Source organism: Nocardioides nematodiphilus, assembly GCF_020216525.1.
Classification (GTDB): domain Bacteria; phylum Actinomycetota; class Actinomycetes; order Propionibacteriales; family Nocardioidaceae; genus Nocardioides; species Nocardioides nematodiphilus.
Window position 1 is genome coordinate 116,440 of sequence record NZ_JAIWOY010000008.1, and the last position, 23,549, is coordinate 139,988.

The following is a 23,549-nucleotide window of genomic DNA, read 5'->3' on the forward strand; positions in this document are numbered from 1 at the left end:
CCGCGTGGATCTGTTGATCCACTGCCTCGGGCACCAAGTGTCCTAGACCATAACCGAGGCCTCCCGGGGCGTGCCAATCGCTCCGGGCGCGTGTTGTGCCTCATTGGTCACAGTGGCCACTTCCGACTCACCTTTCTCAGGCGGACTCCACGATCGGGCCCTCCGTCGGCTCGACGAGACGCAGCGGCGGCACCAGGCCGCCGTCGGCGAGGATCTCGAGCGCGAGACGCTCGTCCTCCCCCATGGTCAGCTCGGGAGGCATCCCGAGCAGCACCGTCACCACGCAGTCGTGGCACTCCAGCCCTCGCACCACGCAGGTGCCGCAGTCGATCGTTGTGCTCATGTCAGGGACGTTCGCAGGCACCCCTGACAGTTTCGGCCGCGCGCCGACTTCCGCGTGTCGTACGGCGCGTCGTGCACCAGACTGGGCGCCATGCCCGCTCTGGATCGTCGCCTCGTCGCCCTGCGGGCGGCGGCGATCCTCGTCTACCTCGGGCTCCTGGCGCTGTGGACCGCCCTGGTCGGCATCCCCTCCGACCCGCTCAGCCTGTTCGTCTCGCTGTGGGCGGCGACGATCGCGTGCCGCGCCGGTGCGCCGCTGCGCTCGCACGTGGCGTTCGCCCGCGACTGGTCACTGCCGGTGCTGTTCCTGCTGGCGTACAGCTACAGCTACGGCCTGATCTACCTGCTCGGCCTGCCGGTGCACTTCGAGCCGGCGATCGCGGTGGACCGCTGGCTCGGCGGCGGCGAGATCCTCGCCCAGCGCCTCCAGTACGCCATCTGCGACGGCCCGTGCGGGCCGCAGGGCGCCACCTGGCTCGACGCGATCCTCACCACCACGTACCTCTCCCACTTCCTCACCGCCTGGGTCCTCGCGTGGATGCTCTGGATGCGCCACCGCGCCGCGTGGAAGCAATGGATGACGCGGTTCGTCTCCCTCAACCTGGCCGGCCTGGTCGGGTACCTGCTCTTCCCGATGGCGCCGCCGTGGATGGCCGCCCGCGACGGGCTCGTCTCCACCCCGATCTGGGCCGCCCCGACCCGCGGCTGGTCGGGGATCGGGCTGCAGCTGACCCGGGTGCTCGACGGGCCGCTGACCAACCCGGTCGCCGCCATGCCCTCGCTCCACGCCGCGACCGCGATGCTGGTCGCCCTCTTCGCGATCCACCGCAGCACCCGCTGGTGGCGCTGGCTCGCGCTGCTCTACCCCGCGCTGATGTGCTTCACCCTCCTGCTCTACGCCGAGCACTACGTGCTCGACGAGGCCGTGGGCATCGCGCTGGCGCTCGCCGTGCATGCCGTGGTCGGCCGCCTCGAGCGACGGCCGGCGGCGATCAGCGCACGGCCCGCAGCAGCAGACCGGTCGGCACCGGCCGACCTCCGCTGAGCGCGACGTCGCGGGCGACCGCCTGGTCGTCGCTGACCACCAGCAGCACCCGTCCGGCCGGCTCGGCGGCGACCAGGTCGCGGATGACGTCGTCGGCGATCACGCCGGGCGGGCTGAAGAGCACGCGTACGCCTCGCGGCGCGCCCGCGACGTGGCGCGCGGCCGCGCCCGGCACGGTCGCCGCGTCGAAGACGACGGTGGTCTCGGCCCCGGTGCGCGCGACAAGGGGCGCGAGCGCCTGCATGAGCCTGATCCGCTGGGCGTCCAGCGCCGAGCTCGGCCAGGCCTGCTTGGTGACGTTGTAGCCGTCGATGATCAGGCGGGCCCGGGGCATCGCGAGGTAGCCCTCGAGCTCCCCGATGCTCGCCACGCCCCGCATACGACCCGGCTCGGGAGCCTCGAGCACCGCATAGCCGGCCTCGGCGGCCTCCCCGGGCGTGCTGCTGGCCGGCGGCAGGCCCAGCTCGCGCTGGAGGCCGGAGGAGGCCTCCAGGAGCGTGTCGAGGAGGAGGCGGGTACGCAGGGTCGCGGACTCGCGCTCCGTACGAGCCGCGCGGCGGTCCTCCCCGGCCTCCGACTCCAGCTGGGCGACCCGGGCACGCAGCTGGCGCACCTCGCGGGCCAGTGCCTCCGCGCTCGCCTCCGCCTCGGCCCGCGCGGCCTCGGCCGCGGCGATGGTCTCCTCGACGCCGGCCAGAGCCTCCTTGCCGCTCGCCCGGGCCTCGCCCAGGCGCCGGCGCAGCACGGTGTGCTCCTGCTTGGCCGCGGCCGCCTCGGAGCGGCGGCGTTCGCGGGACTCGGCCAGGTCGGCCTCGAGCACCTCGACGCGCCTCTGCAGCCGGACGAGGTCCTGCTCAGCCACGCTCGGCCGGGCCTCGAGCGCCTCGACCGCGGCGCCGACCTGGTCGGACCAGCCGTCTGGCCGGCTCAGCCACGCGTACGCGGCGGCGTCAGCCGGCTCGGCGCCGGCCTCGATGCCCGCGGAGCGCAGCTGCGCCGCCACCTGAGCGCGCAGTCCGGTCTCGGACTCCGTCTCCTGGTCGAGCACGGCGAGGATCGCCGTGCCGCCGCTCCTGGCGCGGCGTGCGGGCGCGAACGCCGCGACGCGCCGCAGCGGAGCGGGAAGGTCGGGGACCTGCGGCAGGACCGCGGCCGCGAGCGCGGCGATCCGCGCTCGTACCGGCTCCGGAAGCTCTGCCAGGGTGCTCACCGGAGAAGGATAGGTGCCGCACGCCGCGTGCCCTCCCGGAATTGTCGGTGGGCCCGTCTACGGTCACGAGCATGAGAGAGCGAAGCGAGCGAATCATCCAACGCAACGCCCCTCGTGCCTCGCGTCCGCACGGAGCGAAGCGAGTACGGGGGTGAGTGTCGCAGCACCTGTGCGGCCCCGGTCGTCGAGCGCATGGGAGACCCAGCGCAGCTTCGACGAGCTCGGCCGGCCGCTGCGCGACATCACCTTCTGCGTGGTCGACCTCGAGACGACCGGCGGGTCGGCCGAGGGCGGCTCGATGATCACCGAGATCGGCGCGGTGAAGGTCCGCGGCGGCGAGATCCTGGGCGAGTTCCAGACCCTGGTCAACCCGCACACCGCGATCCCGCCGTTCATCGCGGTGCTCACCGGGATCAGCAACACGATGGTGGCCGACGCCCCCGGGATCGAGTCGGCGCTGCCGGCGTTCCTGGAGTTCGCACAGGGGTGTGTGCTGGTCGCCCACAACGCGCCGTTCGACGTCGGCTTCCTCAAACACTTCGCCGCCCAGCAGGGCCGGCCCTGGCCCGCGTTCGAGGTGGTCGACACCGCCAAGCTCGCCCGCCGGGTGATCACCCGCGACGACGCCCCCAACTGCAAGCTCTCCTCGCTCGCCGTGCTCTTCCGCGCCGGCACGGAGCCCAACCACCGGGCCCTGTCCGACGCGCGGGCCACCGTGGACGTGCTGCACGGCCTGATGGAGCGCCTCGGCGGTCTGGGCGTCCACACCCTGGAGGAGCTGCAGACGTTCTCCGCTCGGGTCTCCACCGCGCAGCGCAAGAAGCGCCACCTGGCCGAGACCCTCCCCCACGCGCCGGGCGTCTACCTGTTCCGCGACGACCGGGAGCGCGTCCTGTACGTGGGCACCTCACGCGACCTGCGCACCCGGGTGCGCTCCTACTTCACCGCCTCCGAGACGCGCTCGCGGATGGGCGAGATGGTCGGGCTGGCCGCCACCGTGACCGGCATCGAGTGCGCCACCACCCTGGAGGCGCAGATCCGCGAGCTCCGGCTGATCGCCGAGCACAAGCCGCGCTACAACCGGCGCTCGCGCTTCCCGGAGAAGATGCACTTCGTCAAGCTCACCCGCGAGCCCTGGCCCCGTCTCTCGCTGGTCAAGCGGGTCCTCGACGACCAGGCCGACTACCTGGGGCCCTTCTCCTCGCGCAAGGTCGCCGAGAAGGCGCTCCAGGTGCTGCACGACACCTTCCCGGTCCGGCAGTGCTCCGACCGGCTCGCGCGCAAGGCCGCCCGTACGCCGTGCGTCCTGGCCGAGATGGGCCGCTGCCTCTCCCCCTGCGACGGCAGCGCGGACGAGGCCGCCTACGACACCGTCGTGCGCCAGCTGCGCGACACGCTCCTGCACCGCCCCGACGAGGTGATCGACGCGATCAGCGAGCGGATGAGCACACTCGCCGCCGCCGAGCGCTTCGAGGAGGCCGGTGTCCACCGCGACCGGCTGGCCGCGTTCCTGCGCGCCGCGTCCCGCACCCAGCGGCTCTCCGCCCTCTCCCGCTGCGCCGAGATGGTCGCGGCTCGCCGCGGCGACGACGGACGCTGGGAGGTGCACGTGGTCCGCCGCGGACGCCTGGCCGCCGCCGGCACGATGCCGCCGGGTGGCGACGCCCACGGCTACGTCGAGCAGCTGCGCGCCTCGGCCGAGACCGTGCTGCCCGCTCCCGGTCCCGTGCCGGCGGCCAGCGCCGAGGAGAGCGAGCTGGTGCTGCGCTGGCTCGAGTCCCCCGGCATCCGGCTGATCGACATCGACGGCGAGTGGACCTGCCCGGTCGCCGGCGCCACCCGCCACCTGGCCGTGCACGACGCGGTCGAGTCCTCCCGCCGCGACCTGGTCCCCTTCGACGAGCGTCGCGACCTCACCCCGGTGCACCGCCCGACCCGGTAACGTCGCCCCCGTGATCACCGCCATCGTCCACGTCTCCGCCGAGGTCTCCCAGATCCCCGAGGTCGCCACCGCGATCGCGGCCATCGACGGCGTCAGCGAGGTCTACTCCGTCACCGGCCCGATCGACCTGATCGTCCTCGTCCGGGTGCGCAGCCACGACGACATCGCGACGGTGGTCGCCGACAAGCTCAACAAGGTGCCCGGCGTGAAGGACACCGAGACGCACATCGCGTTCCGCGCCTACTCCCGCCACGACCTCGAGGCGGCCTTCGCCATCGGTCTGGACTAGGCGACCTCGCGAGCAGCAGCGCGAGTGATGGATCCGTCCCGGTCGGGTGACGGATCCGTCCGCGGCCGGTCAGCCGGCCGAGCCGGCGACCCAGCGCTCCAGCGCGGCCGCCGCAGCACCTGAGTCGATCGCCGCAGCGGCGCGCTCGACTCCCGCGGCGAGCCGGTCCTCGACCGCGCCCTCGGCGTCGTCGTAGACCGCCAGCGCCGCACCGGCGTTGAGCACGACGGCGTCCCGGACCGGCCCGGTCTCGCCGGCGAGCACCCGCCGCACCACGTCCGCGTTGTACGCGACGTCGCCACCGCGCAGGTCCGCCGCGCTGACCCGGGCGATGCCGAGCCGCGTGGGGTCGATGGTGTGCTGCGTGACCTCACCGCCGCGCACGGCCCACAGGGACGAGGTCGTCGTGGTGGTGAGCTCGTCGAGGCCCTCGTCCCCGCGGAAGACCCACGCGTCGATGCCGCGCTCCACGAAGACGCCGGCCATCACCGGGGCCATCCGGGCGTCAGCGCAGCCGATGGCGTTGGCCTGAGGCCGAGCGGGGTTGCTGAGCGGGCCGAGGAAGTTGAACGTCGTGCCGATGCCCAGCTCTCGCCGCGGCACGGCCGCGAAGCGCATCGCCGGGTGGAAGGCGGCCGAGAAGAGGAAGGTGACGCCGGCCGACTCGGCGAGCGCCGCGACCTGCGGGATCGGGAGGTCGAGCCGGATGCCGAGGGCCTCGAGCACGTCGGCGGAGCCTGACTGCGAGGACGCGGAGCGGTTGCCGTGCTTGACGACCTTCGCACCGGCGCCCGCGGCGACGATGGCCGACATCGTGGAGATGTTCACCGACATGGAGCGGTCCCCGCCCGTGCCGACGATGTCGAGCAGCCGGCCCGAGACGCTGATCGGATTGGCGACGGCGAGCATCGCGTCGGAGAGCGCGCGGAGCTCGTGGCTGGTCTCGCCCTTCGCTCGGAGCGCGACTGCGAAGCCGGCGATCTGGGAGTCGGACGCTGCGCCGGCGAGGATCTCGCCCATCGCCCAGGCGGCCTGCTCGGAGCTGAGGTCGGCGCGCGCGACCAAGGACCCGAGCACGTCGGGCCACGTGATGGTGGTCATCCGGGGATCAGGCGGGCACAGCGGTGCCGAGCAGCAGACCGGTCACGGTCTCGGCCAGCACGATCGGGTCCATCGGCTGCGGCACCGCGGCGTCGGCACGCGACCAGGTCGCCAGCCAGGCGTCCTGCGGGCGACCGGTCAGCACGACGATGGGCGGGCAGGCCGCGATCTCGTCCTTCATCTGCTTGGCGATGCCGATACCGCCCGCAGGGACCGCCTCGCCGTCCAGGATCGCCAGGTCGATCGTGCCCGCGTCGAAGTTCTGCACGACGATCGGCTCGGTGGCCACCTCGACGTACTCGACCTCGGGGAGATCGGGGTGCGGTCGGCGTCCGAGAGCCAGGATGGCCTGCTTCCGGACGTTGACGTCGTCGCTGTAGACGAGCACCTTGAGCGGCTTCGTGGAGGCGGTCACGGCGGCGACTCTACTCGCGAGCGGCCTACGGCGGGAGCATCGATCCTGAGGTTGGGATGAGGTAGTGCCCGACCCACCCGACCTGCACCCGGATCCCGAGGGCCAGCACGACGCCGAAGACCAAGGCCTGCACCCACCTGCGCGTGCCCGCGGGCGCGAGGGCGGTCAGCGGCAGCCACGGGATCGCGACCAGCAGCATGTACCGCTCGATCGAGGAGGTCGGGCGCAGCGCCAGCATCAGGTAGAGCGCGTAGCCGAGCGCCCACAGCCGCAGCTCGAGCGGCCAGACCCGAGCAGCGGGCACGACCACGGTCACCAGCAGCACCAGCAGGACCAGGACCGCGGTCACCGCGGTGTCGCGACTCGATCCGTCGGCCCCGCCGCCGAAGAGCCACCCCAGATAGCTGTGCTTCAGCTCCAGCTGGTTGCCCCAGGCCCGCTGGGTGGCGAAGTACGCGTCGCGGCGACCGGTCACGACCGCCGCCACCCCGGGCCACAGCAGGACGAGCACACCTGAGGCGGCGAGGAGCCCGCCCATCCACCAGCGCTGCCGCACCGTCGACGAGCGCCAGCGGAGCAGGCCGTGCACGAGGAGCAGCGGCGCGGCGGCGATCACGAGCGGCCTGGTGAGCGCGAGTCCGAGCAGCGTGACGAGCGCGATGTCGTACGAGCGTCGCGACAGCGACCAGACCAGCAGCACGATCAGCAGGAGCGCGAGGCCCTCCGTGTAGGCGGCCTGCAGGATCGGCGCCGAGGGCAGCGCGCACAGCCCCAGCACCGTGATCGCGGCGGCGAAGGCGCCGCCGCGGTCCAGGACCATCCGGTAGAGCAGCACCATCCCCGCGCCCGCGCACGCGAGACTCACCAGCGAGGCGGCCGGCGCGAAATCGAGTCGCGTGATGATCATCACGAGCCGCACGATGGCCGGATAGAGCGGATAGAACGCCCAGGCGGTCTGCGGGACCGGTCCGGTGAGGGGCAGGTCCCGGGGGTAGCCGTGCCGTGCCACGGTCTCGTACCACTGGCCGTCCCAGTTGCTCAGCACGGGGAAATAGCCGGGATCCGCGGGCTTGGGGGTCTCCACATGGATGCCGTACGAGCCGTCCATCGCGACCTGATGCTGGGAGGCATGCGCGATCACGAACACGTCGGCGAGGCGTGTCAGAGCGAAGATTCCGAGGGGGGCCAGCCACCACGGCAGCCGGTCGATGAGCCTCACAGGACGGAAAACTATCGCCAAGACAGGGGGTCGGGGTGCCCTCATGGTTCGGACACCGACATAATGGCGCTCGTGGCGACAGTTTCGACTCTTCCGGCCTCCCGTCTGCACGGGCAGCACGACCGGCCCAGCATGGTCAGCGTGGGCACGATCATCTGGCTCTCCAGCGAGCTGATGTTCTTCGCGGCCCTCTTCGCGGCCTACTACACGATCCGTGCGGTCAGTCCCGATCTGTGGGCGCAGGAGACGCAGCACCTCAACGTCCCGTTCGCCTCGGTGAACACGACGATCCTGGTGCTCTCCTCCTTCACCTGCCAGTGGGGCGTCTTCGCCGCCGAGCGCGGGCAGGTGGGCCGCAGCGGCTCGCTGCTCCAGATCAACAAGTGGGGCCTGCGCGAGTGGTTCGTGCTGACCTTCATCATGGGTGCGGTCTTCGTCGCCGGTCAGGCGACCGAGTACGCGAGCCTCATCCACGAGGGCATCACCATGCCGAGCTCCGGATACGGCACGGTCTTCTACCTGACGACCGGCTTCCACGGCATCCACGTCACCGGTGGTCTGATCGCGTTCCTCTTCGTGATCGCCAGCACCTTCGTGGCCCGTCGCTTCACCCATGAGCAGGCGGTTCGCGCCATCGTCGTGTCGTACTACTGGCACTTCGTCGACGTCGTGTGGATCGGTCTGTTCGCGACCATCTACCTCATCAAGTAGCCCGACTGCCAGCGAAGATCAAGGACTGATTGTGCGTCTCCTGAACCGCTCCGCCGGTCGCCTCTCGCGGCACCGTCGCGGCCCCATCGCCGGCCTGGTGATGCTGCTCGTGGGCCTGGCCCTCTCCGGTGGTCTGTACGCCACCTTCTCGCCGTCCTCCTCCGCCGACGAGGCGCAGGACCAGGCTGCGATGGCGGCCAAGGGCCGCCAGCTCTTCCTCGTCAGCTGCGCCTTCTGCCACGGGCAGAACGGCGAGGGCCTGACGGCCAAGGACGGCCAGCTGATCGGCCCCGCCCTCGCCGGCGTGGGCGCCGCCGCGGTCGACTTCCAGGTCGGCACCGGCCGCATGCCGATGGTCCAGCCCGGTGCGCAGGTCCAGAAGAAGCGGCCGAACTTCAGCGAGACGGAGATCGAGCAGCTCGCTGCCTACGTCGCCTCGCTCGCCCCCGGCCCCGCCATCCCGACCCGTGAGGACTACAGCACGGACGGCATGAGCGACCAGGCCAAGCAGGAGGCGATCGTCCGCGGTGGCCAGATCTTCCTGACCAACTGCACCGCCTGCCACAACTTCACCGGTGAGGGCGGCGCCATGCCGCGCGGTGGCTTCGCGCCGAAGCTGCTCGACACCGACCCCAAGCACATCTACGAGGCCATGCTCACCGGCCCGCAGTCGATGGACACCTTCTCCAACGGCAACATCACGCCGGAGATGAAGCGTGACGTCATCGCCTACATCGAGTCGATGAAGACCCAGCCCGGCTACGGCGGCTTCGGCCTCGGCAACCTGGGCCCGGTCAGCGAGGGCCTCTTCGCGTGGATCGTGGGCCTCGGCTCCTTGGTGGCCTTCGCCGTCTGGATCGCCGCCCACTCCGCCCGTACGAACAAGAAGAAGGGAACGGCCAAGTGAGCGACTCCCACGAGATCCAGGCGCACACCGACGCGCTGCTGCCGGATCCGGGGCATCCGGAGCACCACTGGCGTCCGACCGACGTCGACCCGAGGGCCGAGCGCCGCGCCGAGCGCCAGGTCGCCTCGCTCTTCGGTCTCTCGATCCTCTGCACCATCCTCTTCGTCGTCTTCTACGTGACGATCGAGGGTGGCATCGGCGGCCCGACCGTGATGGGTCTCGGCGCCTCCAACCTGGCGCTGGGCCTCTCCCTGGGCGGCGCGCTGCTGTTCATCGGCATCGGCGTCATCCAGTGGGCCCGCAAGCTGATGGCGGATGTCGAGCTCGTCGAGGAGCGCCACCCGGCGTCCTCCTCCGAGGCCGACCGCTCCGCCACCGTCGCCGCGCTGCAGGCCGGCCTGGAGGAGTCGGGCATCGCCCGTCGCCCCCTGATCCGTAACACCCTGATCGGCTCGGTCGGCCTCCTGGTCGCCCCCGCCGTCGTGATGCTGCGCGACCTCGGTCCGCTCCCGGGCGACAGGCTGCGCCACACGGTGTGGGCCAAGAACATGCGCGTCGTGCGTGACGTCGTCGGCACCCCGATCCGCCCGGCGGACCTGGAGATCGGCGATCTGGTCAACTCCTCGGCCGAGATCCTCTTCGGCACCGACAAGGGCCAGCCCGTCCCCGAGGCCGACGTCATCGAGGGCACCGAGCTGCAGGTCGAGAAGGCCAAGGCCGCGACCGTCCTGCTCCGGATGGACCCCGACGACATCGTCTCCGACGCGACCCGCAACTGGTCGGTCAGCGGCATCGTCGCCTACTCCAAGATCTGCACCCACGTCGGTTGCCCGATCTCGCTGAACGAGCGCACCACGCACCACCTGCTGTGCCCGTGCCACCAGTCCACGTTCGACCTGGCCGACTCCGGCAAGGTCATCTTCGGTCCCGCCGGCCGGCACCTGCCCCAGCTTCCGCTGGGTCTGGACGACGAGGGCTTCCTGGTCGCGCTGAGCGACTACCCCGAGCCCGTCGGCCCCAGCTTCTGGGAGCGTGAGACGAAGTCGCCGGGCGCGGTCTTCAACGAGTGGAACAAGGAGAACGCCCAGTGAGCGTCGACACGAGCAAGGTTGCCGCGAGCAACACCTCGGCGGCGACCGCGAGCAAGCCGACCAAGGTCGGCGCCATCGCGGCGTGGTCCGACGAGCGTCTCGGCCTTGCGGCCATGGGCAAGAAGAACCTCCGCAAGATCTTCCCGGACCACTGGTCCTTCATGCTCGGTGAGATCGCGCTGTGGAGCTTCGTCGTCCTGCTGATCACGGGTGTCTTCCTGACCCTGTGGTTCCAGCCGTCGATGGCCGAGACCACCTACCAGGGCGCCTACCCGAACCTGCGCGGCGTCTCGATGTCGCAGGCGTACGCCAGCACCCTGCACATCTCCTTCGACGTCCGCGGCGGCCTCCTGCTGCGCCAGATGCACCACTGGGCCGCGATGCTCTTCGTCTCGGCGATGATGATCCACATGCTGCGCGTCGCCTTCACGGGTGCGTACCGCAAGCCGCGTGAGCTCAACTGGGTCATCGGCTCGACCCTGCTGATCCTCGGCACCATCGAGGGCTTCACCGGCTACTCGCTGCCCGACGACCTGCTCTCGGGTACGGGTGTCCGCGCGGCCGCCGGCTTCATGCAGGCGATCCCGATCGTCGGCACGTACATCACGTTCTTCCTGTTCGGCGGCGAGTTCCCGGGTGACTCGATCATCCCGCGCCTCTACACGATCCACGTGCTGCTGATCCCGGGCATCCTGCTCGGTCTCGTCGCCGCCCACATGCTGCTGCTCGTCTACCACAAGCACACCCAGTGGGCCGGCCCGGGCCGCAAGGAGACCAACGTCGTCGGCTACCCGATGCTCCCGGTCTACGCCGCCAAGGCGGGCGGCTTCTTCTTCATCACGTTCGGCGTCGCCGCCCTCATGGGTGCGCTGCTGTCGATCAACGCGGTGTGGAAGTTCGGCCCGTACGACCCGACCAAGGTCACCGCGGGCGCTCAGCCCGACTGGTACATGGGCTGGCCCGACGGCGCGCTGCGCATCATGCCGGGCTGGGAGTCGCACTTCTGGGGCTCGACGTGGTCGTGGAACATCTTCATCCCCGTCATCCTGATGCCGATGCTCTCGTGGCTCCTCGTCACCATCCTGCCGTTCCTTGAGAACTGGATCACCGGCGACCAGCGTGAGCACCACCTCCTCCAGCGCCCGCGCAACGCGCCGACCCGTACGGCGTTCATCGTCTCGCTGATGACCTGGTACGCGATGTTCTGGCTGGCCGGTGGCAACGACATCATCGCCACGCAGCTGCACTCCTCGATCAACAACATCACCTACGCCCTGCGCGTGCTGGTGTTCGTGGGTCCGGCGATCGCCTTCTTCATCACGCGTCGCTGGTGCATCGCGCTGCAGCGTCACGACAACGAGGTCCTGCTGCACGGCTACGAGTCCGGCGTCATCATGCGCTCCGCGCAGGGTGGCTACGCCGAGATCCACAAGCCGATCAGCGAGAGCAAGGCGTACGCCATCACGGTCCGCGACCGTGGCACCGAGGGTGCCGGCCTTGCCGACGGCCCGAAGGCCAACGGCAAGCTCACCCTCCGCGACAAGCTCCGCACCCTCTACTACGAGGACGACGTGCAGAAGCCCACCGTCGACGAGTACGACGAGGCCCAGGCCCACCTGGCCCACGCCGACCACGGTGACGCCCACGAGCTCGAGGGCGGCCACGGCCACTGATCGACCAGCACGACATACTGAGGGCCCGGGAGCACTGCTCCCGGGGCCTCGGTCCATTTCGGGGCAAGGGCAGCCCATGCACGCCCTGAAGCTCGGCCTCGCCACCTTCGGTGACGTCACCGGCGACGCGTCCGGCACCCCCCTCCCCCACGCCCAGGTGCTGCGCAACGTCGTCGCTGAGGGAGTGCTCGCGGACCGGGTCGGCATCGACGCGTTCAGCGTCGGCGAGCACCACCGGCCCGACTTCGCCATCAGCGCCCCCGACATCGTGTTGGCGGCCCTGGCGGCGCAGACCGAGCGGATCACCCTCGGGACCGCTGTCACGGTGCTCAGCTCGGACGACCCGGTCCGGGTCTACGAGCGGTTCGCCACGATCGACGCGCTCTCCCACGGCCGCGCCGAGGTGACCCTCGGGCGCGGCTCGTTCACCGAGAGCTTCCCGCTCTTCGGCTTCGACCTGGCCGACTACGAGGTGCTCTTCGAGGAGAAGCTGGAGATCTTCGCCGCGCTGCGCGCGGAGGGACCCGTACGGTGGCAGGGCACCACCCGGCCGCCGCTGGAGGGCGAGGTCTTCCCGAAGACCGAGCACGGCGTCTCCGCCTGGATCGGGGTCGGCGGCTCTCCCGAGTCGGTCGTCCGGGCGGCGCGGCACCGCTTCCCGCTCATGCTGGCGATCATCGGCGGCGCGCCGGAGCGGTTCGCCCCGTACGTCGACCTCTACCACCGCGCTCTGGACCAGCTCCACCCCGAGCAGCCGCGACTGCCGATCGGCGTGCACTCCCCCGGCTTCGTCTGGGACGACGACGCCGAGGCCCGCGAGCTGCTCTTCCCGCACTTCAAGGCGAGCCGCGACCGGATCGGCCGCGAACGTGGCTGGGCGCCGAGCACGATCGCTGAGCTGCACGAGGAGGCGGACCACGGCGCGCTCTTCGTCGGGTCGGCGGAGACGGTGGCGCAGAAGATCGCCACGACGGTGCGCACGCTCGGGCTGAGCCGCTTCGACCTCAAGTACAGCAACGGCGCGATGCCGCACGAGCAGCTGATGCGCTGCATCGAGCTCTACGGGACCGAGGTCATCCCGCGGGTCAAGGAGCTGCTCGCCCCCTGAGCGGGCCGTCGCTCAGAGAGCGGAGCCCGCCTTGTAGTCGGCGTACGACATGTTCCAGTCGCCGTAGCCGTTCGTGACCTCCATGGGCCGGTCCGTGCCGAACTCGTTGACCACGTCGCCGATCTGGGTGAAGTGGAAGAGCCAGTCGGCGTTGGCCGTGCTCATGCCGGTGCAGCCGTGCGAGACGTTGGCGTGACCCTGCGAGCCGACCGACCACGGGGCGGCGTGGATGAACTCACCGGAGTAGGTCATCCGCATGGCCCACTGGACGTCCTTCATGTTGTAGTAGTTGGGGTCGCCCTTGGGGATGCCGATGGTCTCGGAGTTCATCGTGTGCTTCTCGTCCTTCTCGATGATCACCTTGATGCCGGAGCGGGTGATGAACCCGGGCTGGCCGGTGGTCACCGGGATCGTACGGACGAGCTTGTCGTTGGAGTAGACCTTCATCTGGTCGGTGTCCATGTTGACCCGGTAGACGTGCTTGTCACCGACCTTGAAGGTCGCCGTCTTGTCGCTCTGGCCGTAGATGCCGCCGCCGGCGGCGACGCTGTTGACGTCGGCGTTCACCGTGACGGTGCTGCCGGCCTTCCAGTACGTCTTGGGCCGCCAGTGCACCTCGGTGTCGGAGAACCAGTGCCACGAGCCCTTCTGGGCCGGCGTGGACTGCACGCTGAGGTGTTTCTCGAACGACGCCTTGTCGGTCACCGGGACGTCGAAGTGGATGACCACCGGCATGCCGACGCCGACGGTGCCGCCGGAGGGCGAGATCGAGGCGTACGTCTGCTGGTCCAGGCTCAGGTCCTCGGTGTGGAACCTCCGGGTCCACTTCGCGCCGCCATCGGCCGGCGTCGCGTTGATGACGTACGAGGTGCCCGGCTCCAGCGCGCCGCCGTCAGCGGTCCAGCCGGACCCGTCGGCGCTCAGGGTCCCCTGGAGCTTCTTGCCGCCCACAGCGCGCACGACGACGTCCTGGAGGGCGCCGCCGGTCGCCGAGACGGTCACCGCCGTGTCGACCTTCACCGCCTTGGCAGGCCGTATGTTGGCGCTGATCTTGATCGGGGTCGCCGAGGCACTGGGGTCGCTCGCCGCAGTCGCGCCGCCCACGTTGGCCGCGCTGTCCGGGCCGGCGCCACCGTTGCCGCCGGAACAGCCGGTCAGGGCCAGTGCGGCGATCGCCAGGGCAGCACTGCTCCCCATCCGCAGGCGCGTCCCCAGGGGGGCACGACGCGACGACGGTACGGATGACGGCATACAGACTCCCAGATCGAGGAACATCGGATCCGACCCCCATGGCGAATCCGATGTCCAGCGTAACCGCTCGGACCCACAGACGACCGAACCCCGCGTGCTGGGTGTCCAGCATCACGGGGTCCGGGGCGTCGTTCAGGCGGTGAGGTCAGTGGCTGAACTCACCGCGGTAGTACTCGAAGATCCAGCCGCACAGCGCGATCGCACCGACGACGCCGCCGATGATCGCGAGCCACCAGGCCGCCATCGCGAGGGAGAACGTGATCGTCGTGAGGCACAGCGCGGCCCACAGCGGCCACCAGGAGAACGGCGGGAAGAACCCGAGCTCCCCGGCGCCGTCGGCGATCTCGCCGTCCTTGCGGTCCTCGGGACGGTCGTCCATCTGACGCGCGTGGAATCCGAGGTAGGCCGAGATCATGGCCAGCAGCAGCGTGCACATGACCAGAGCGGACGTACCGGTCCAGTCGCCACCGTGCTCGGAGCCCGCGGTCACGAACCAGTAGGTGGGCGTCACCAGCACGAGGAAGACCGTGCAGGCGACGAACATCCAGGCTTCAGCCTTCATCGGGCGTCTCCCTCATTCTCGACGGACATGCCGGGCACGTGAGCCGCCAGCTCCTGCTCGGACTCGAGCTCCAGCGCGGCGATCTCCGGGTGGTGGAGGTCGAAGGCCGGGGACTCCGACCGGATCCGCGGGAGGGTGTGGAAGTTGTGGCGCGGCGGCGGGCACGAGGTGGCCCACTCCAGCGAGCGACCCCAGCCCCACGGGTCGTCGACGAGGACCTTCGGCGCGTGCCGAGAGACGTAGAGGTTCATGAACCACGGGATCATCGACAGGCTCAGCAGGAACGCGCCCACCGTGGAGAGCTGGTTGAGACCGGTGAAGCCGTCGGTGGGCAGGTAGTCGGCGATACGACGCTGCATGCCCTCGACACCGAGCCAGTGCTGCACCAGGAAGGTCGTGTGGAAGCCGACGAACAGCAGCCAGAAGTGGACCTTGCCGAGGCGCTCGTTGAGCATCTTGCCGGTGATCTTGGGCCACCAGAAGTAGAAGCCAGCGAACATCGCGAAGACGACGGTGCCGAAGACGACGTAGTGGAAGTGCGCCACCACGAAGTAGGAGTCGGACACGTGGAAGTCGAGCGGCGGGCTGGCCAGGATGACGCCGGTGAGGCCGCCGAAGAGGAAGGTCGTGAGGAAGCCGATGGACCACAGCATCGGGGTGTCGAAGCTGACCGACCCTCCCCAGATGGTGCCGATCCAGTTGAAGAACTTCACGCCGGTCGGGACCGCGATCAGGAACGTCATGCCGGAGAAGAACGGCAGGTCGACGGCGCCGGTGACGAACATGTGGTGGGCCCACACGGCGACCGACAGGATCGCGATGCCGAGGGTCGCGCCGACCAGGCCGATGTAGCCGAAGACGGGCTTGCGGCTGAACACCGGGAGGATCTCGGTCACGATGCCGAAGAACGGCAGCGCGATGATGTAGACCTCCGGGTGGCCGAAGAACCAGAACAGGTGCTGCCACAGGATCGGGCCGCCGTGGCTGGCGTCGAAGACGTGGGTGCCGAACTGGCGGTCCGCCTCGAGCATCAGCAGCGCGCCGGCGAGGACCGGGAACGCGATCAGGACGAGCAGCGACGTCACCAGCGTGTTCCACACGAAGATCGGCATCCGGAACATGGTCATGCCCGGTGCGCGCATGCAGATGATGGTGGTGATGAAGTTGACCGCGCCGAGGATGGTGCCGAGGCCGGCCATCCACAGACCCATGATCCACAGGTCACCGCCGACACCGGGCGAGCGGACCGCGTTGGACAGCGGCGTGTAGGCGAACCAGCCGAAGTCGGCCGCACCCTGCGGGGTGAGGAAGCCCGAGCCGGCGATGATGCCGCCGAACAGGAAGAGCCAGTAGCTGAACATGTTCAGACGCGGGAACGCGACGTCCGGGGCGCCGATCTGCAGCGGCATGATCAGGTTGCCGAAGGCGAAGAACAGCGGCGTCGCGAAGAGCAGCAGCATGATCGTGCCGTGCATCGTGAACAGCTGGTTGTACAGCTCGTCGTTGACCAGCTGCTGACCCGGGAAGGCCAGCTCGGAGCGGATGAGCAGGGCCATCACGCCGCCGACGAGGAACCAGCAGAACGAGGTGACGGCGTACATCTTGCCGATCAGCTTGTGATCGGTGGTGGTGAGCAGCGCGTAGAGCTGCTGACCGAGCGGCTTGCGGCCGCTCACAGTGGTAGCGGGTGCTGCCGTGGTGGTCACTCTGCGTCTCCCTCAGACTGGAGGCCGGCCTGCGTGTAGGCGTCGGCACCGCCGATGAGCGGCGTGTCGGACGTGAAGCCCTTCGCCTTGAGGTCCTCGAGGTACGACTGGTAGTCGGCCTGCGAGACGACCTTGACGTTGAAGAGCATCCGCGAGTGGTAGAGACCGCACAGCTCGTAGCAGGCGCCGCGATAGGTGCCCTTCCGGGTCGGGGTCACGTCGTAGTGGTTCACTCGGCCCGGCACGACGTCCATCTTCATGTTGAAGTGGTCGACGCCGAGGTCGTGGATGACGTCGGGCGAGTGGAGGTTGAACCGGGTGGTCTCGTCGACCGGCAGGACCAGCGTCGGGATGTGCGAGGCGGTGCCCGCGTCGTAGACGTAGCTGCTGTACGGGAACTTGAGGTCGGCGGCGTTGTCGTTCGCCGCGGCGTCCATGTCACCGACGCCGTAGTTGAAGGTCCACGTCCACTGCTGGCCCGTGACCTCGACCGTGTTGTCGACCTTCACGTTGTCGTCGAGGATCGCGTCCTGCGCCTTGACGGTGTGGAAGAAGAACACGATCACCATCAGCACCGGCGCGATCGTGTAGAAGATCTCCAGCGGGAGGTTGTACCGCGTCTGCACGGGCACCTCGTCCTCGCTGCGACGGCGGAAGCGCCAGATCGCGTAGAAGATCAGTCCCCACACGATGGCGCCCGTCACCAGGGCGGCGATCCAGGCGCCCTGCCACAGGTTCAGGACGTGCTCACCCTGCGTGGTGGCAGGCTCCGGCATTCCGAAGTTCTTGGCGGCGGTGGAGCAGCCTCCCAGCAGGACGGCGCTGGCGCCAAGCCCAGCGGCGAGGGCGAAGCGGCGCGCGCTTGCGGCCATCCCCTTGCGCTTGGACCCGGGCGATCCGGGCATCTGCAGACCCACGAACGAGCCTCTCTCTCTACGACCAGTCACGGATATGCCGCAGACTATCGGAATCGGCTCGGACAGGTCAGGCCGGGGCGGCCCCGATGACCGGTCGGTAGGCTCCGCGAGTGGCAAATGCGGCGGTCTACCTCGACACCGCGTCTTCCGAGCCGCTTCATCCTGCGGCCCGCGAGACGCTCCTGGCCGCGCTCGATCACGGCTACGCGGATCCCCGCCGCCTGCACGGACCCGGTCGGACCGCCCGGCTCCTGCTCGACAACGCCCGCGAGGCGATCGCCGGCGCGCTGGGCGTACGGCGCGACGAGGTGACGTTCGCCTCGTCCGGATCCCGGGCGGTTCAGCGCGGGCTGCTCGGGCTCGCCGGTGCCCGCGCCGAGCGTGGCCGGCCGATCGCGCACAGCGCGGTCGAGCACCAGGCGGTCACCGACGCCGCGGCGTGGTGGGGTGCGCCCCGCGAGCTGGGCGTGGACGCGTACGGGCGCCTCGACCTCGACGCGGTGCGCTCGCTCGCGCCCGACACCGCCGCCCTCGCGCTCCAGAGCGCCAATCATGAGGTGGGCACCCTCCAGCCGGTCGCCGAGGCCGCCGAGATCGCCGGCGGAGTGCCGCTCCTCGTCGATGCCTGCGCGTCGATGGGACGGGTCCCCCTCCCCCATGGCTGGGACGCGCTCGCGGGCTCCGCGCACAAGTGGGGCGGCCCGAGCGGGATCGGCGTGCTGCTGATCCGGCACCGGGCCCGCTGGATCGATCCGTTCCCGGCAGGCGACCCGTTCGCCCGTACGGACGAGCCGGTGGACATCGCCGCGGCGCTCGCCGCCGCGGCCGCGCTCCAGGCGGTCGTCGCCGAGCGTGACCAGATCGGCAGCCGCCAGCGGGCACTGATCGACCGGATCCGGGCCCGCGTGGCCGACATCGCGGACGTCGACGTGGTCGGCGACCCGGTCGAGCGCCTCCCCCACCTGGTGACGTTCTCCTTCCTGTACGTCGACGGCGAGGCGCTGGTCACCGAGCTGGACCGGCTCGGCTTCGCGGTCGCGAGCGGCTCCGCGTGTGCCGTCGACACCCGCGAGCCCTCCCGGGTCCTCGCCGCCATGGGCGCGCTGACCCACGGCAACGTCCGGCTCTCGCTGGGCCGGGAGACAACGCCGGCCGAGGTCGAGCGCTTCCTCGACGTCCTGCCGGGCGTGGTCCACACGATCCGCGAGCGGGCCGGGCTGTGAGCGAACGGCGACGGCCTGTGAGCGAGCCTCGCGAGACCCTCGACTGCCGCGGCATGCTCTGCCCGGCGCCGATCATCGCGCTCGGGCGCTCGCTCGGGTCGGTCGCGATCGGCGACCTGCTCGCCGTCGCCGCCGACGACCCCGCCGCACGCCACGACGTCCCGGCCTGGGCGCGGATGCGCGGACAGGAGTACCTCGGCGAGCGGGCCGCCGAGGACGGCGTCCCGGTCTACGTGGTCCGCCGCCTCAGCTGAGGCGCAGCCTCAGGCGAGGTGCGGGGCGACGTCGGCCGCGGCCTCGGCGCCGTACGAGGCCTCGAGGCGGGCGACGAACTCTGCGGTGGTGAACGCGTACTCCTGGGTGCCCACCGTCTCGACGACGTAGGCGGCCAGGACGCAGCCGACCTGGGCGGCACGCTCGAGGCCGAGGCCCCACGCGGTCGCGGCGAGGAAGCCGGCACGGAACGCGTCGCCGACACCGGTCGGCTCGACCGGCGTCACGCCGGTGGCGGCCGGGAGCACGATGGGGGCCCCGTCCTGGCGGGTGATCCGAACGCCGTCCTTGCCGAGCGTGGTGACCTGGATGCCGACGCGCTTGAGGATCTCCTCGGCCGACCAGCCGGTCTTCTGCTCGATCATGTGCGACTCGTACTCGTTGGAGAACAGGATCGCGGCGCCGTCGATGAGGTCGCGGATCAGCTCGCCGGAGCCGAAGGCGAGCTGCTGGCTCGGGTCGGCGATGAAGCGGTAGCCGCGCTGGCGGCACTCCTGGGTGTGGCGCAGCATGCCGTCCGGGTCGTCGGCGCCGACCAGGACGTAGTCGGGCTCGCCGACCGCCTCGACGATCGGTCCGAGCTCGATCAGCCGGGCCTCGGCCATCGCGCCCGGGTAGAAGCTCGCGAACTGGGCCATCGTCTGGTCGGTGGTGCACACGAAGCGCGCGGTGTGGCGTGCCTCGGAGACGCGGACGTGGTCGCAGTTGACGCCGTGGCGCTCGAGCCAGGAGCGGTAGTCGGCGAAGTCCTCGCCGACGGCGCCGACCAGCACCGGCCGCAGGCCGAGCCGACCGAGACCGAAGCTCATGTTGGCGGCGACGCCGCCACGGCGGATCTCGAGGTCGTCGACCAGGAAGCTGACCGACAGCTTGTCGAGCTGCTCGACGACCAGGGAGTCGGCGAACGTGCCGGGGAAGGTCATGAGGTGGTCGGTCGCGATCGATCCCGCGATCAGGAGGGTGCCCATGACACGAAACACTACCGAGCGGTATGCCTTGGGGTACCTATCGGTAACGCTTAGCGTCTCTGGTATGACCTCCAGCCTCACCGCCTACGACGACCTGTCGACCACCGATGAGATGGTCGCCGACTGCCGCGAGACCGAGCGCCGTCTCGCGTTCACGAGCGTTGCTCGCGACGCTCTCCGTCCCGCACCGAGCATCCGCTTCGAGGACCAGCGCCAGGGCCTTCCCAAGCGCGACATCGACCTCCTCGAGGCCGCCCAGCGCATCTCGGGCGCACTGGGCCTCGACCTGGACTGACCTCGGGCCCACCTTCTGACACGGTCCGCGGTCGCCTCACGCAGGCGGTCGCGGATCATGTGTTTACCGGGCCGGATCGCGGGAAGTGTCCACACGTGAACTTCCCAGCTGATGGCGGCGGATCGCCGCAACTGCGCATGGACCCGGCGCTGGCCGAATCCGTGCACCAGACGTTCCAGACCATGGCGGCGGATCTGCAGGGACACTCCACGTCGATCAGCAGCGCCCGTACGGACATCGTGGCCGGCGCCGGCGAGTTCTCCAGTGCGCTGAGCGCCGAGGCCACCATCTTCTCGACGGGCTGGAGCGACGGGCTCGACGTCCTGTCCACGTCGGCCGGGCTGATCGCCCACAACACCAACCAGCTGTCGCTGGACCTGACCAAGGTCGACCGCGGCGGCAGCATCGACATCAGCATCGTGCCCCAGGTCAAGGTGCCCTGATGGCCGACCACTTCACCCTCGACATCCATCCGCACCAGCTGCGGATGGCGGCGCACTCCCTCGACACCATCCGGGAGAACCTCGCCAAGCACGCCAAGACCGCGAGCAACGAGCCTGCCGCCATCGGGAAGAAGTGGACCGGCTCCGCCGCGACCTCGGTCACCGGTGAGATGACCGCTGTCGGCGGCCACCTCAGCACCTTCGCGACCCAGCTGCTCCACTGCAGCGACGCCCTGACCACGCTGGCCGGGCATTACGAGAGGGCGCAGACGACGCTCGCCGAGCTCAACACCAAGTGGGCGAACGCGGAGTCGGCCTACAACTCGGCGTGCGACGACGCCGACAAGGCCTACAACAAGTCGGTCGGCGACCTGCGCGAGGCCAACGGCGGCGCGATGCCCAACCGCGGCATCACGATGGACCTCGACGACACCCGCAGCTCGGCCAAGAGCTCGGCGTACACCACGCGCCAGGCGGCCCAGAGTGCGCTCGACACCGACTTCACGAGCCTCAAGCAGCACCTCACCACGCAGACGACCACCTGCGGGACCACGCTCTCGGCCAACATCCCGGTGAAGAACCTGGGCATGTGCACGGCCGACCACCCCACCGGCCTGGACCACTCCAACCTGCTCACCGACCTGACGATGGTCGCCGACTACGAGGACCTCGAGAAGGCGGCCGAGGAGGACCAGAAGACGGTCGATGCGGCCGCCCCGGAGATCAAGGCCCTCCAAGACGCTCTGAAGGGCGACGACCCCTCCGCGATCGACGCGGCACTCAAGGCGATCCAGGGCCACGTCAACGGCCCGTACGGCTCGGACTACTCCAAGGCGATGCTCGATGCGCTGGGCAACGACCCCGGAGCCGTCGCGAAGGCCGTCAACTCGCTCTACAACAACCTCGACTGGGCGGTGCGCAGGAACGAGGTCAACCCGTATGACCAGAAGGACCAGATCCTGGCCCTGACCAACGGCCTGGCCGACGGCCTGAGCCAGTACCAGGACGCCGACTACGGGAAGTTCTACGGCACGCTCAGCGACATGGACCAAGGCGCCGCGCAGCTCGCGCTGATCGCCTCGTCCGGCCGCGCCGACGCGCGCCAGACCAGCGGCGCACTCGCGCTGCAGAGCCGGTGGTACCACTACCCGTCCGGCTCGCGGGAGCTCTTCCCCGAGATGTTCCAGTACGCCTACGACCCGCCCCAGGACATGGTCAAGATCCTCAGCGCGCGCTCGAACGCCAGCGCGCTCGCCACCGACCTCGAGAACGTCGACCCGAGCAAGCTCGACTTCATCCTGCAGTCGCTCACGCTGGTCACCCGGGGCGATCGCAACATGACCGACGACGAGGCCAACATCCAGTACGGGCTGTTCAGCAAGACGCTCGAGGTCCTCAAGAACCGCTTCATCAGCACGTCGGACAGCGACGGCGTGCCGTCGGTCGCGCTGGTTCACGCTCTGAAGGTGGCGAAGGACGGCCACTGGGGATCCGACGACATCATGCAGCGCGACGATCTCGACGCCAAGATGCTCGCCGAGCTGACCTCGATCATCAACGACGGCGACTTCGTCCGGACCTACATCGATCAGTCGCTGCGCTCGGCGGACTACCCGAAGACCCTGCTCGCCGATCTCATCCACGACACGCACGCCGACAGCAAGAAGATGATCAACTCCTTGATCGTCTCCGAGCTCGGCCACAACCGCGATCCGAAGCAGATCGCGACACTGATCGGCAACCTGATGCGAGACGACGACCTCGCCAAGATGGGGCTGGACTGGAAGGGCGCCGGGATGAAGGGGGTGGAGGAGGCGATCAACGATCTCATCGGCAAGGGCGTCGAGACGCTCGCCGAGACCAACCCGGCCATCGCCGCCGTCTACGGCCCCCTGAAGGCGGTCTTCGATGACCTGAGCGAGCAGCAGGAGAAGATCGACCAGGCTTACAAGGGCTGGAACGACGCCCAGATCAAGGACATGACGCAGCACCAGCTGGCCGTGGCGCTCTACATCAAGGCGCACGCCGACGACGGCGCCTTCGCGAAGGACTTCAGCGACTACATGAACCGACCCGAGATGAAGGGCCAGCCGGACGCCATCAACCGGTACTACGAGCACCTGATGGACGAGGGCGGGAAGACCGCCGACGAGCTGCGCGACTACGCCGACATCATCAACGGCACCCGGGACGACAACTGATGCGACGTCACCATCTCAGCGCCCTGCTCGTCGGCGCCTCCGCCCTGACGGCCGCCCTCGCCGCCTGCGGTGGTGCCAAGCCGGCGCCCCTGCCCGACGACGCGGGCTTCCGATCCTGCCTGCGCGAGGCGGGGGTCTCGACCAGCTCTCTCGACACCTTCGAGGCCCGCCGCAAGGCGTTCGAGGCGTCGGCGCCGTGGGACTGCGTGCTCACGCTCTCGTCCGTCGGCGATCGGCACGCGGTGCTCCAAGGTGTCTTCCCTGCCGATGGCGCCTCGCTGTTGAAGGCGATGACGGCCTGGATCGGCGCCCAGAAGAGCGACGGTGAGGCGATCGCCCGCGACGTCGGCACGCTGATCGCGGCCACCGACGATCCGATGCCGCAGGACCGCGACAAGGCCTCGCTGCGCTCGCAGTCCGATGGGATCTTCAACGACCGGCTCGCCTTGGACACCTACCTCCACGCCGACGGCAAGCCACCCGGGTACGACAGCTATCTCAACCGCCCCGACATGAAGGGGCACCCGGACGCGCAGAACCGCTACTTCAGGCACCAGCTGGACGTGGGCGGTGCCGCAGCGGATCGCCTTGGCAGCTACACCGACATCATCGGCGCCACCCGTGACCGTCTCAGGGCGAAGTAGCCGATCTCCGATC

Annotated in this window: 24 protein-coding genes; 14 read left to right on the forward strand and 10 right to left on the reverse strand. The window is 69.9% G+C overall.

Going from position 1 to position 23,549, the window contains the following annotated elements:
* Positions 1 to 136 precede the first annotated feature (136 nt).
* A complete protein-coding gene (locus KSO98_RS13875) occupies positions 137 to 343 on the reverse strand; it encodes a hypothetical protein (protein ID WP_225286234.1) in 207 nt (68 codons plus the stop codon).
* A gap of 90 nt (positions 344 to 433) precedes the next feature.
* Here KSO98_RS13875 and KSO98_RS13880 point away from each other — a divergent pair, with 90 nt between their 5' ends.
* Positions 434 to 1,387, forward strand: coding sequence for a phosphatase PAP2 family protein (locus KSO98_RS13880; protein ID WP_225286235.1), 954 nt, complete (start codon positions 434 to 436; stop codon positions 1,385 to 1,387).
* Here the strand turns inward: KSO98_RS13880 and KSO98_RS13885 are convergent.
* Positions 1,335 to 2,597, reverse strand: a complete 1,263-nt coding sequence (locus KSO98_RS13885; protein WP_225286236.1) for an NYN domain-containing protein — start codon at positions 2,595 to 2,597, stop codon at positions 1,335 to 1,337. The genes KSO98_RS13880 and KSO98_RS13885 overlap by 53 nt on opposite strands.
* Before the next feature lie 169 nt (positions 2,598 to 2,766).
* Here KSO98_RS13885 and KSO98_RS13890 point away from each other — a divergent pair, with 169 nt between their 5' ends.
* Positions 2,767 to 4,539 (forward strand): DEDD exonuclease domain-containing protein, encoded by a 1,773-nt coding sequence (locus tag KSO98_RS13890; RefSeq protein ID WP_225286237.1) that lies wholly within the window; start codon positions 2,767 to 2,769, stop codon positions 4,537 to 4,539.
* Positions 4,540 to 4,549: 10 nt separating this feature from the next.
* Complete coding sequence (locus KSO98_RS13895) at positions 4,550 to 4,828, forward strand: Lrp/AsnC family transcriptional regulator (protein ID WP_225286239.1); 279 nt, start codon at positions 4,550 to 4,552, stop codon at positions 4,826 to 4,828.
* Positions 4,829 to 4,897: 69 nt separating this feature from the next.
* On the opposite strand, the gene trpD is transcribed toward KSO98_RS13895, so the two are convergent.
* Genes trpD through KSO98_RS13910 form a run of 3 tightly spaced genes read right to left on the reverse strand, consistent with a single transcriptional unit; the run spans position 4,898 to position 7,563 of the window.
* Entirely contained in the window at positions 4,898 to 5,929 is a 1,032-nt protein-coding gene (gene trpD / locus KSO98_RS13900; RefSeq protein ID WP_225286240.1) for an anthranilate phosphoribosyltransferase, read from the reverse strand.
* Positions 5,930 to 5,936: 7 nt separating this feature from the next.
* Entirely contained in the window at positions 5,937 to 6,344 is a 408-nt protein-coding gene (locus KSO98_RS13905; protein ID WP_225286241.1) for an Rv3143 family two-component system response regulator, read from the reverse strand.
* A 25-nt stretch (positions 6,345 to 6,369) separates the two neighbouring features.
* Positions 6,370 to 7,563, reverse strand: coding sequence for a hypothetical protein (locus KSO98_RS13910; protein WP_225286242.1), 1,194 nt, complete (start codon positions 7,561 to 7,563; stop codon positions 6,370 to 6,372).
* Positions 7,564 to 7,626: 63 nt separating this feature from the next.
* Between KSO98_RS13910 and ctaE the strand changes: the two genes are divergently transcribed.
* The 5 genes from ctaE to KSO98_RS13935 all read left to right on the forward strand — a co-directional run bounded on the left by ctaE (position 7,627) and on the right by KSO98_RS13935 (position 13,053).
* On the forward strand, positions 7,627 to 8,274 hold the full coding sequence (gene ctaE, locus KSO98_RS13915) for an aa3-type cytochrome oxidase subunit III (RefSeq protein WP_225286243.1): 648 nt from the start codon (positions 7,627 to 7,629) through the stop codon (positions 8,272 to 8,274).
* 31 nt (positions 8,275 to 8,305) lie between these two features.
* Complete coding sequence (qcrC, locus tag KSO98_RS13920; protein ID WP_225286244.1) at positions 8,306 to 9,181, forward strand: cytochrome bc1 complex diheme cytochrome c subunit; 876 nt, start codon at positions 8,306 to 8,308, stop codon at positions 9,179 to 9,181.
* Positions 9,178 to 10,272: a cytochrome bc1 complex Rieske iron-sulfur subunit gene (qcrA, locus tag KSO98_RS13925; protein WP_225286245.1), complete on the forward strand. Its 1,095-nt coding sequence runs from the start codon at positions 9,178 to 9,180 to the stop codon at positions 10,270 to 10,272. The genes qcrC and qcrA overlap by 4 nt, the downstream gene beginning before the upstream one ends.
* Positions 10,269 to 11,945, forward strand: a complete 1,677-nt coding sequence (qcrB, locus tag KSO98_RS13930) for a cytochrome bc1 complex cytochrome b subunit (protein ID WP_225286246.1) — start codon at positions 10,269 to 10,271, stop codon at positions 11,943 to 11,945. The genes qcrA and qcrB overlap by 4 nt, the downstream gene beginning before the upstream one ends.
* Before the next feature lie 76 nt (positions 11,946 to 12,021).
* Positions 12,022 to 13,053: an LLM class flavin-dependent oxidoreductase gene (locus tag KSO98_RS13935; RefSeq protein WP_225286247.1), complete on the forward strand. Its 1,032-nt coding sequence runs from the start codon at positions 12,022 to 12,024 to the stop codon at positions 13,051 to 13,053.
* A 12-nt stretch (positions 13,054 to 13,065) separates the two neighbouring features.
* On the opposite strand, the gene KSO98_RS13940 is transcribed toward KSO98_RS13935, so the two are convergent.
* The 4 genes from KSO98_RS13940 to ctaC form a co-directional block, all read right to left on the reverse strand.
* Entirely contained in the window at positions 13,066 to 14,250 is a 1,185-nt protein-coding gene (locus tag KSO98_RS13940; protein WP_225286248.1) for a L,D-transpeptidase, read from the reverse strand.
* A gap of 199 nt (positions 14,251 to 14,449) precedes the next feature.
* Positions 14,450 to 14,866, reverse strand: coding sequence for a cytochrome c oxidase subunit 4 (locus KSO98_RS13945; RefSeq protein WP_225286249.1), 417 nt, complete (start codon positions 14,864 to 14,866; stop codon positions 14,450 to 14,452).
* Positions 14,863 to 16,542: an aa3-type cytochrome oxidase subunit I gene (gene ctaD, locus KSO98_RS13950; RefSeq protein ID WP_225286251.1), complete on the reverse strand. Its 1,680-nt coding sequence runs from the start codon at positions 16,540 to 16,542 to the stop codon at positions 14,863 to 14,865. Before ctaD ends, KSO98_RS13945 begins: the two co-directional genes overlap by 4 nt.
* A 26-nt stretch (positions 16,543 to 16,568) precedes the next feature.
* A complete protein-coding gene (gene ctaC, locus KSO98_RS13955) occupies positions 16,569 to 17,489 on the reverse strand; it encodes an aa3-type cytochrome oxidase subunit II (RefSeq protein ID WP_225286252.1) in 921 nt (306 codons plus the stop codon).
* Positions 17,490 to 17,599: 110 nt separating this feature from the next.
* On the opposite strand from ctaC, the gene KSO98_RS13960 reads away from it, so the two are divergent.
* Positions 17,600 to 18,712: a cysteine desulfurase family protein gene (locus KSO98_RS13960; RefSeq protein WP_225286253.1), complete on the forward strand. Its 1,113-nt coding sequence runs from the start codon at positions 17,600 to 17,602 to the stop codon at positions 18,710 to 18,712.
* Between the two features lie 17 nt (positions 18,713 to 18,729).
* Complete coding sequence (locus KSO98_RS13965) at positions 18,730 to 18,966, forward strand: sulfurtransferase TusA family protein (protein ID WP_225286254.1); 237 nt, start codon at positions 18,730 to 18,732, stop codon at positions 18,964 to 18,966.
* Positions 18,967 to 18,975: 9 nt separating this feature from the next.
* Here the strand turns inward: KSO98_RS13965 and KSO98_RS13970 are convergent, their stop codons facing one another.
* Positions 18,976 to 19,953 (reverse strand): carbohydrate kinase family protein, encoded by a 978-nt coding sequence (locus tag KSO98_RS13970; RefSeq protein WP_225286255.1) that lies wholly within the window; start codon positions 19,951 to 19,953, stop codon positions 18,976 to 18,978.
* A gap of 64 nt (positions 19,954 to 20,017) precedes the next feature.
* On the opposite strand from KSO98_RS13970, the gene KSO98_RS13975 reads away from it, so the two are divergent.
* The 4 genes from KSO98_RS13975 (at position 20,018) to KSO98_RS13990 (ending at position 23,536) form a co-directional block, all read left to right on the forward strand.
* Entirely contained in the window at positions 20,018 to 20,248 is a 231-nt protein-coding gene (locus KSO98_RS13975) for a hypothetical protein (RefSeq protein WP_225286256.1), read from the forward strand.
* Between the two features lie 95 nt (positions 20,249 to 20,343).
* Positions 20,344 to 20,691, forward strand: coding sequence for a hypothetical protein (locus tag KSO98_RS13980; RefSeq protein WP_225286257.1), 348 nt, complete (start codon positions 20,344 to 20,346; stop codon positions 20,689 to 20,691).
* A complete protein-coding gene (locus KSO98_RS13985) occupies positions 20,691 to 22,892 on the forward strand; it encodes a hypothetical protein (protein WP_225286258.1) in 2,202 nt (733 codons plus the stop codon). The genes KSO98_RS13980 and KSO98_RS13985 overlap by 1 nt, the downstream gene beginning before the upstream one ends.
* Positions 22,892 to 23,536 (forward strand): hypothetical protein, encoded by a 645-nt coding sequence (locus KSO98_RS13990; RefSeq protein WP_225286259.1) that lies wholly within the window; start codon positions 22,892 to 22,894, stop codon positions 23,534 to 23,536. Before KSO98_RS13985 ends, KSO98_RS13990 begins: the two co-directional genes overlap by 1 nt.
* The last annotated feature ends 13 nt before the right edge of the window (positions 23,537 to 23,549 follow it).

Coding starts and splice junctions, on each gene's coding strand:
- KSO98_RS13880 (WP_225286235.1), top strand. CDS start 434: ATGCCCGCTCTGGATCGTCGCCTCGTCGCCCTGCGGGCGGCGGCGATC.
- KSO98_RS13990 (WP_225286259.1), top strand. CDS start 22,892: ATGCGACGTCACCATCTCAGCGCCCTGCTCGTCGGCGCCTCCGCCCTG.
- KSO98_RS13945 (WP_225286249.1), bottom strand. CDS start 14,866: ATGAAGGCTGAAGCCTGGATGTTCGTCGCCTGCACGGTCTTCCTCGTG.
- KSO98_RS13935 (WP_225286247.1), top strand. CDS start 12,022: ATGCACGCCCTGAAGCTCGGCCTCGCCACCTTCGGTGACGTCACCGGC.
- trpD (WP_225286240.1), bottom strand. CDS start 5,929: ATGACCACCATCACGTGGCCCGACGTGCTCGGGTCCTTGGTCGCGCGC.
- KSO98_RS13875 (WP_225286234.1), bottom strand. CDS start 343: ATGAGCACAACGATCGACTGCGGCACCTGCGTGGTGCGAGGGCTGGAG.
- ctaE (WP_225286243.1), top strand. CDS start 7,627: ATGGCGCTCGTGGCGACAGTTTCGACTCTTCCGGCCTCCCGTCTGCAC.
- KSO98_RS13975 (WP_225286256.1), top strand. CDS start 20,018: ATGACCTCCAGCCTCACCGCCTACGACGACCTGTCGACCACCGATGAG.
- KSO98_RS13970 (WP_225286255.1), bottom strand. CDS start 19,953: ATGGGCACCCTCCTGATCGCGGGATCGATCGCGACCGACCACCTCATG.
- KSO98_RS13985 (WP_225286258.1), top strand. CDS start 20,691: ATGGCCGACCACTTCACCCTCGACATCCATCCGCACCAGCTGCGGATG.
- KSO98_RS13940 (WP_225286248.1), bottom strand. CDS start 14,250: ATGGGGAGCAGTGCTGCCCTGGCGATCGCCGCACTGGCCCTGACCGGC.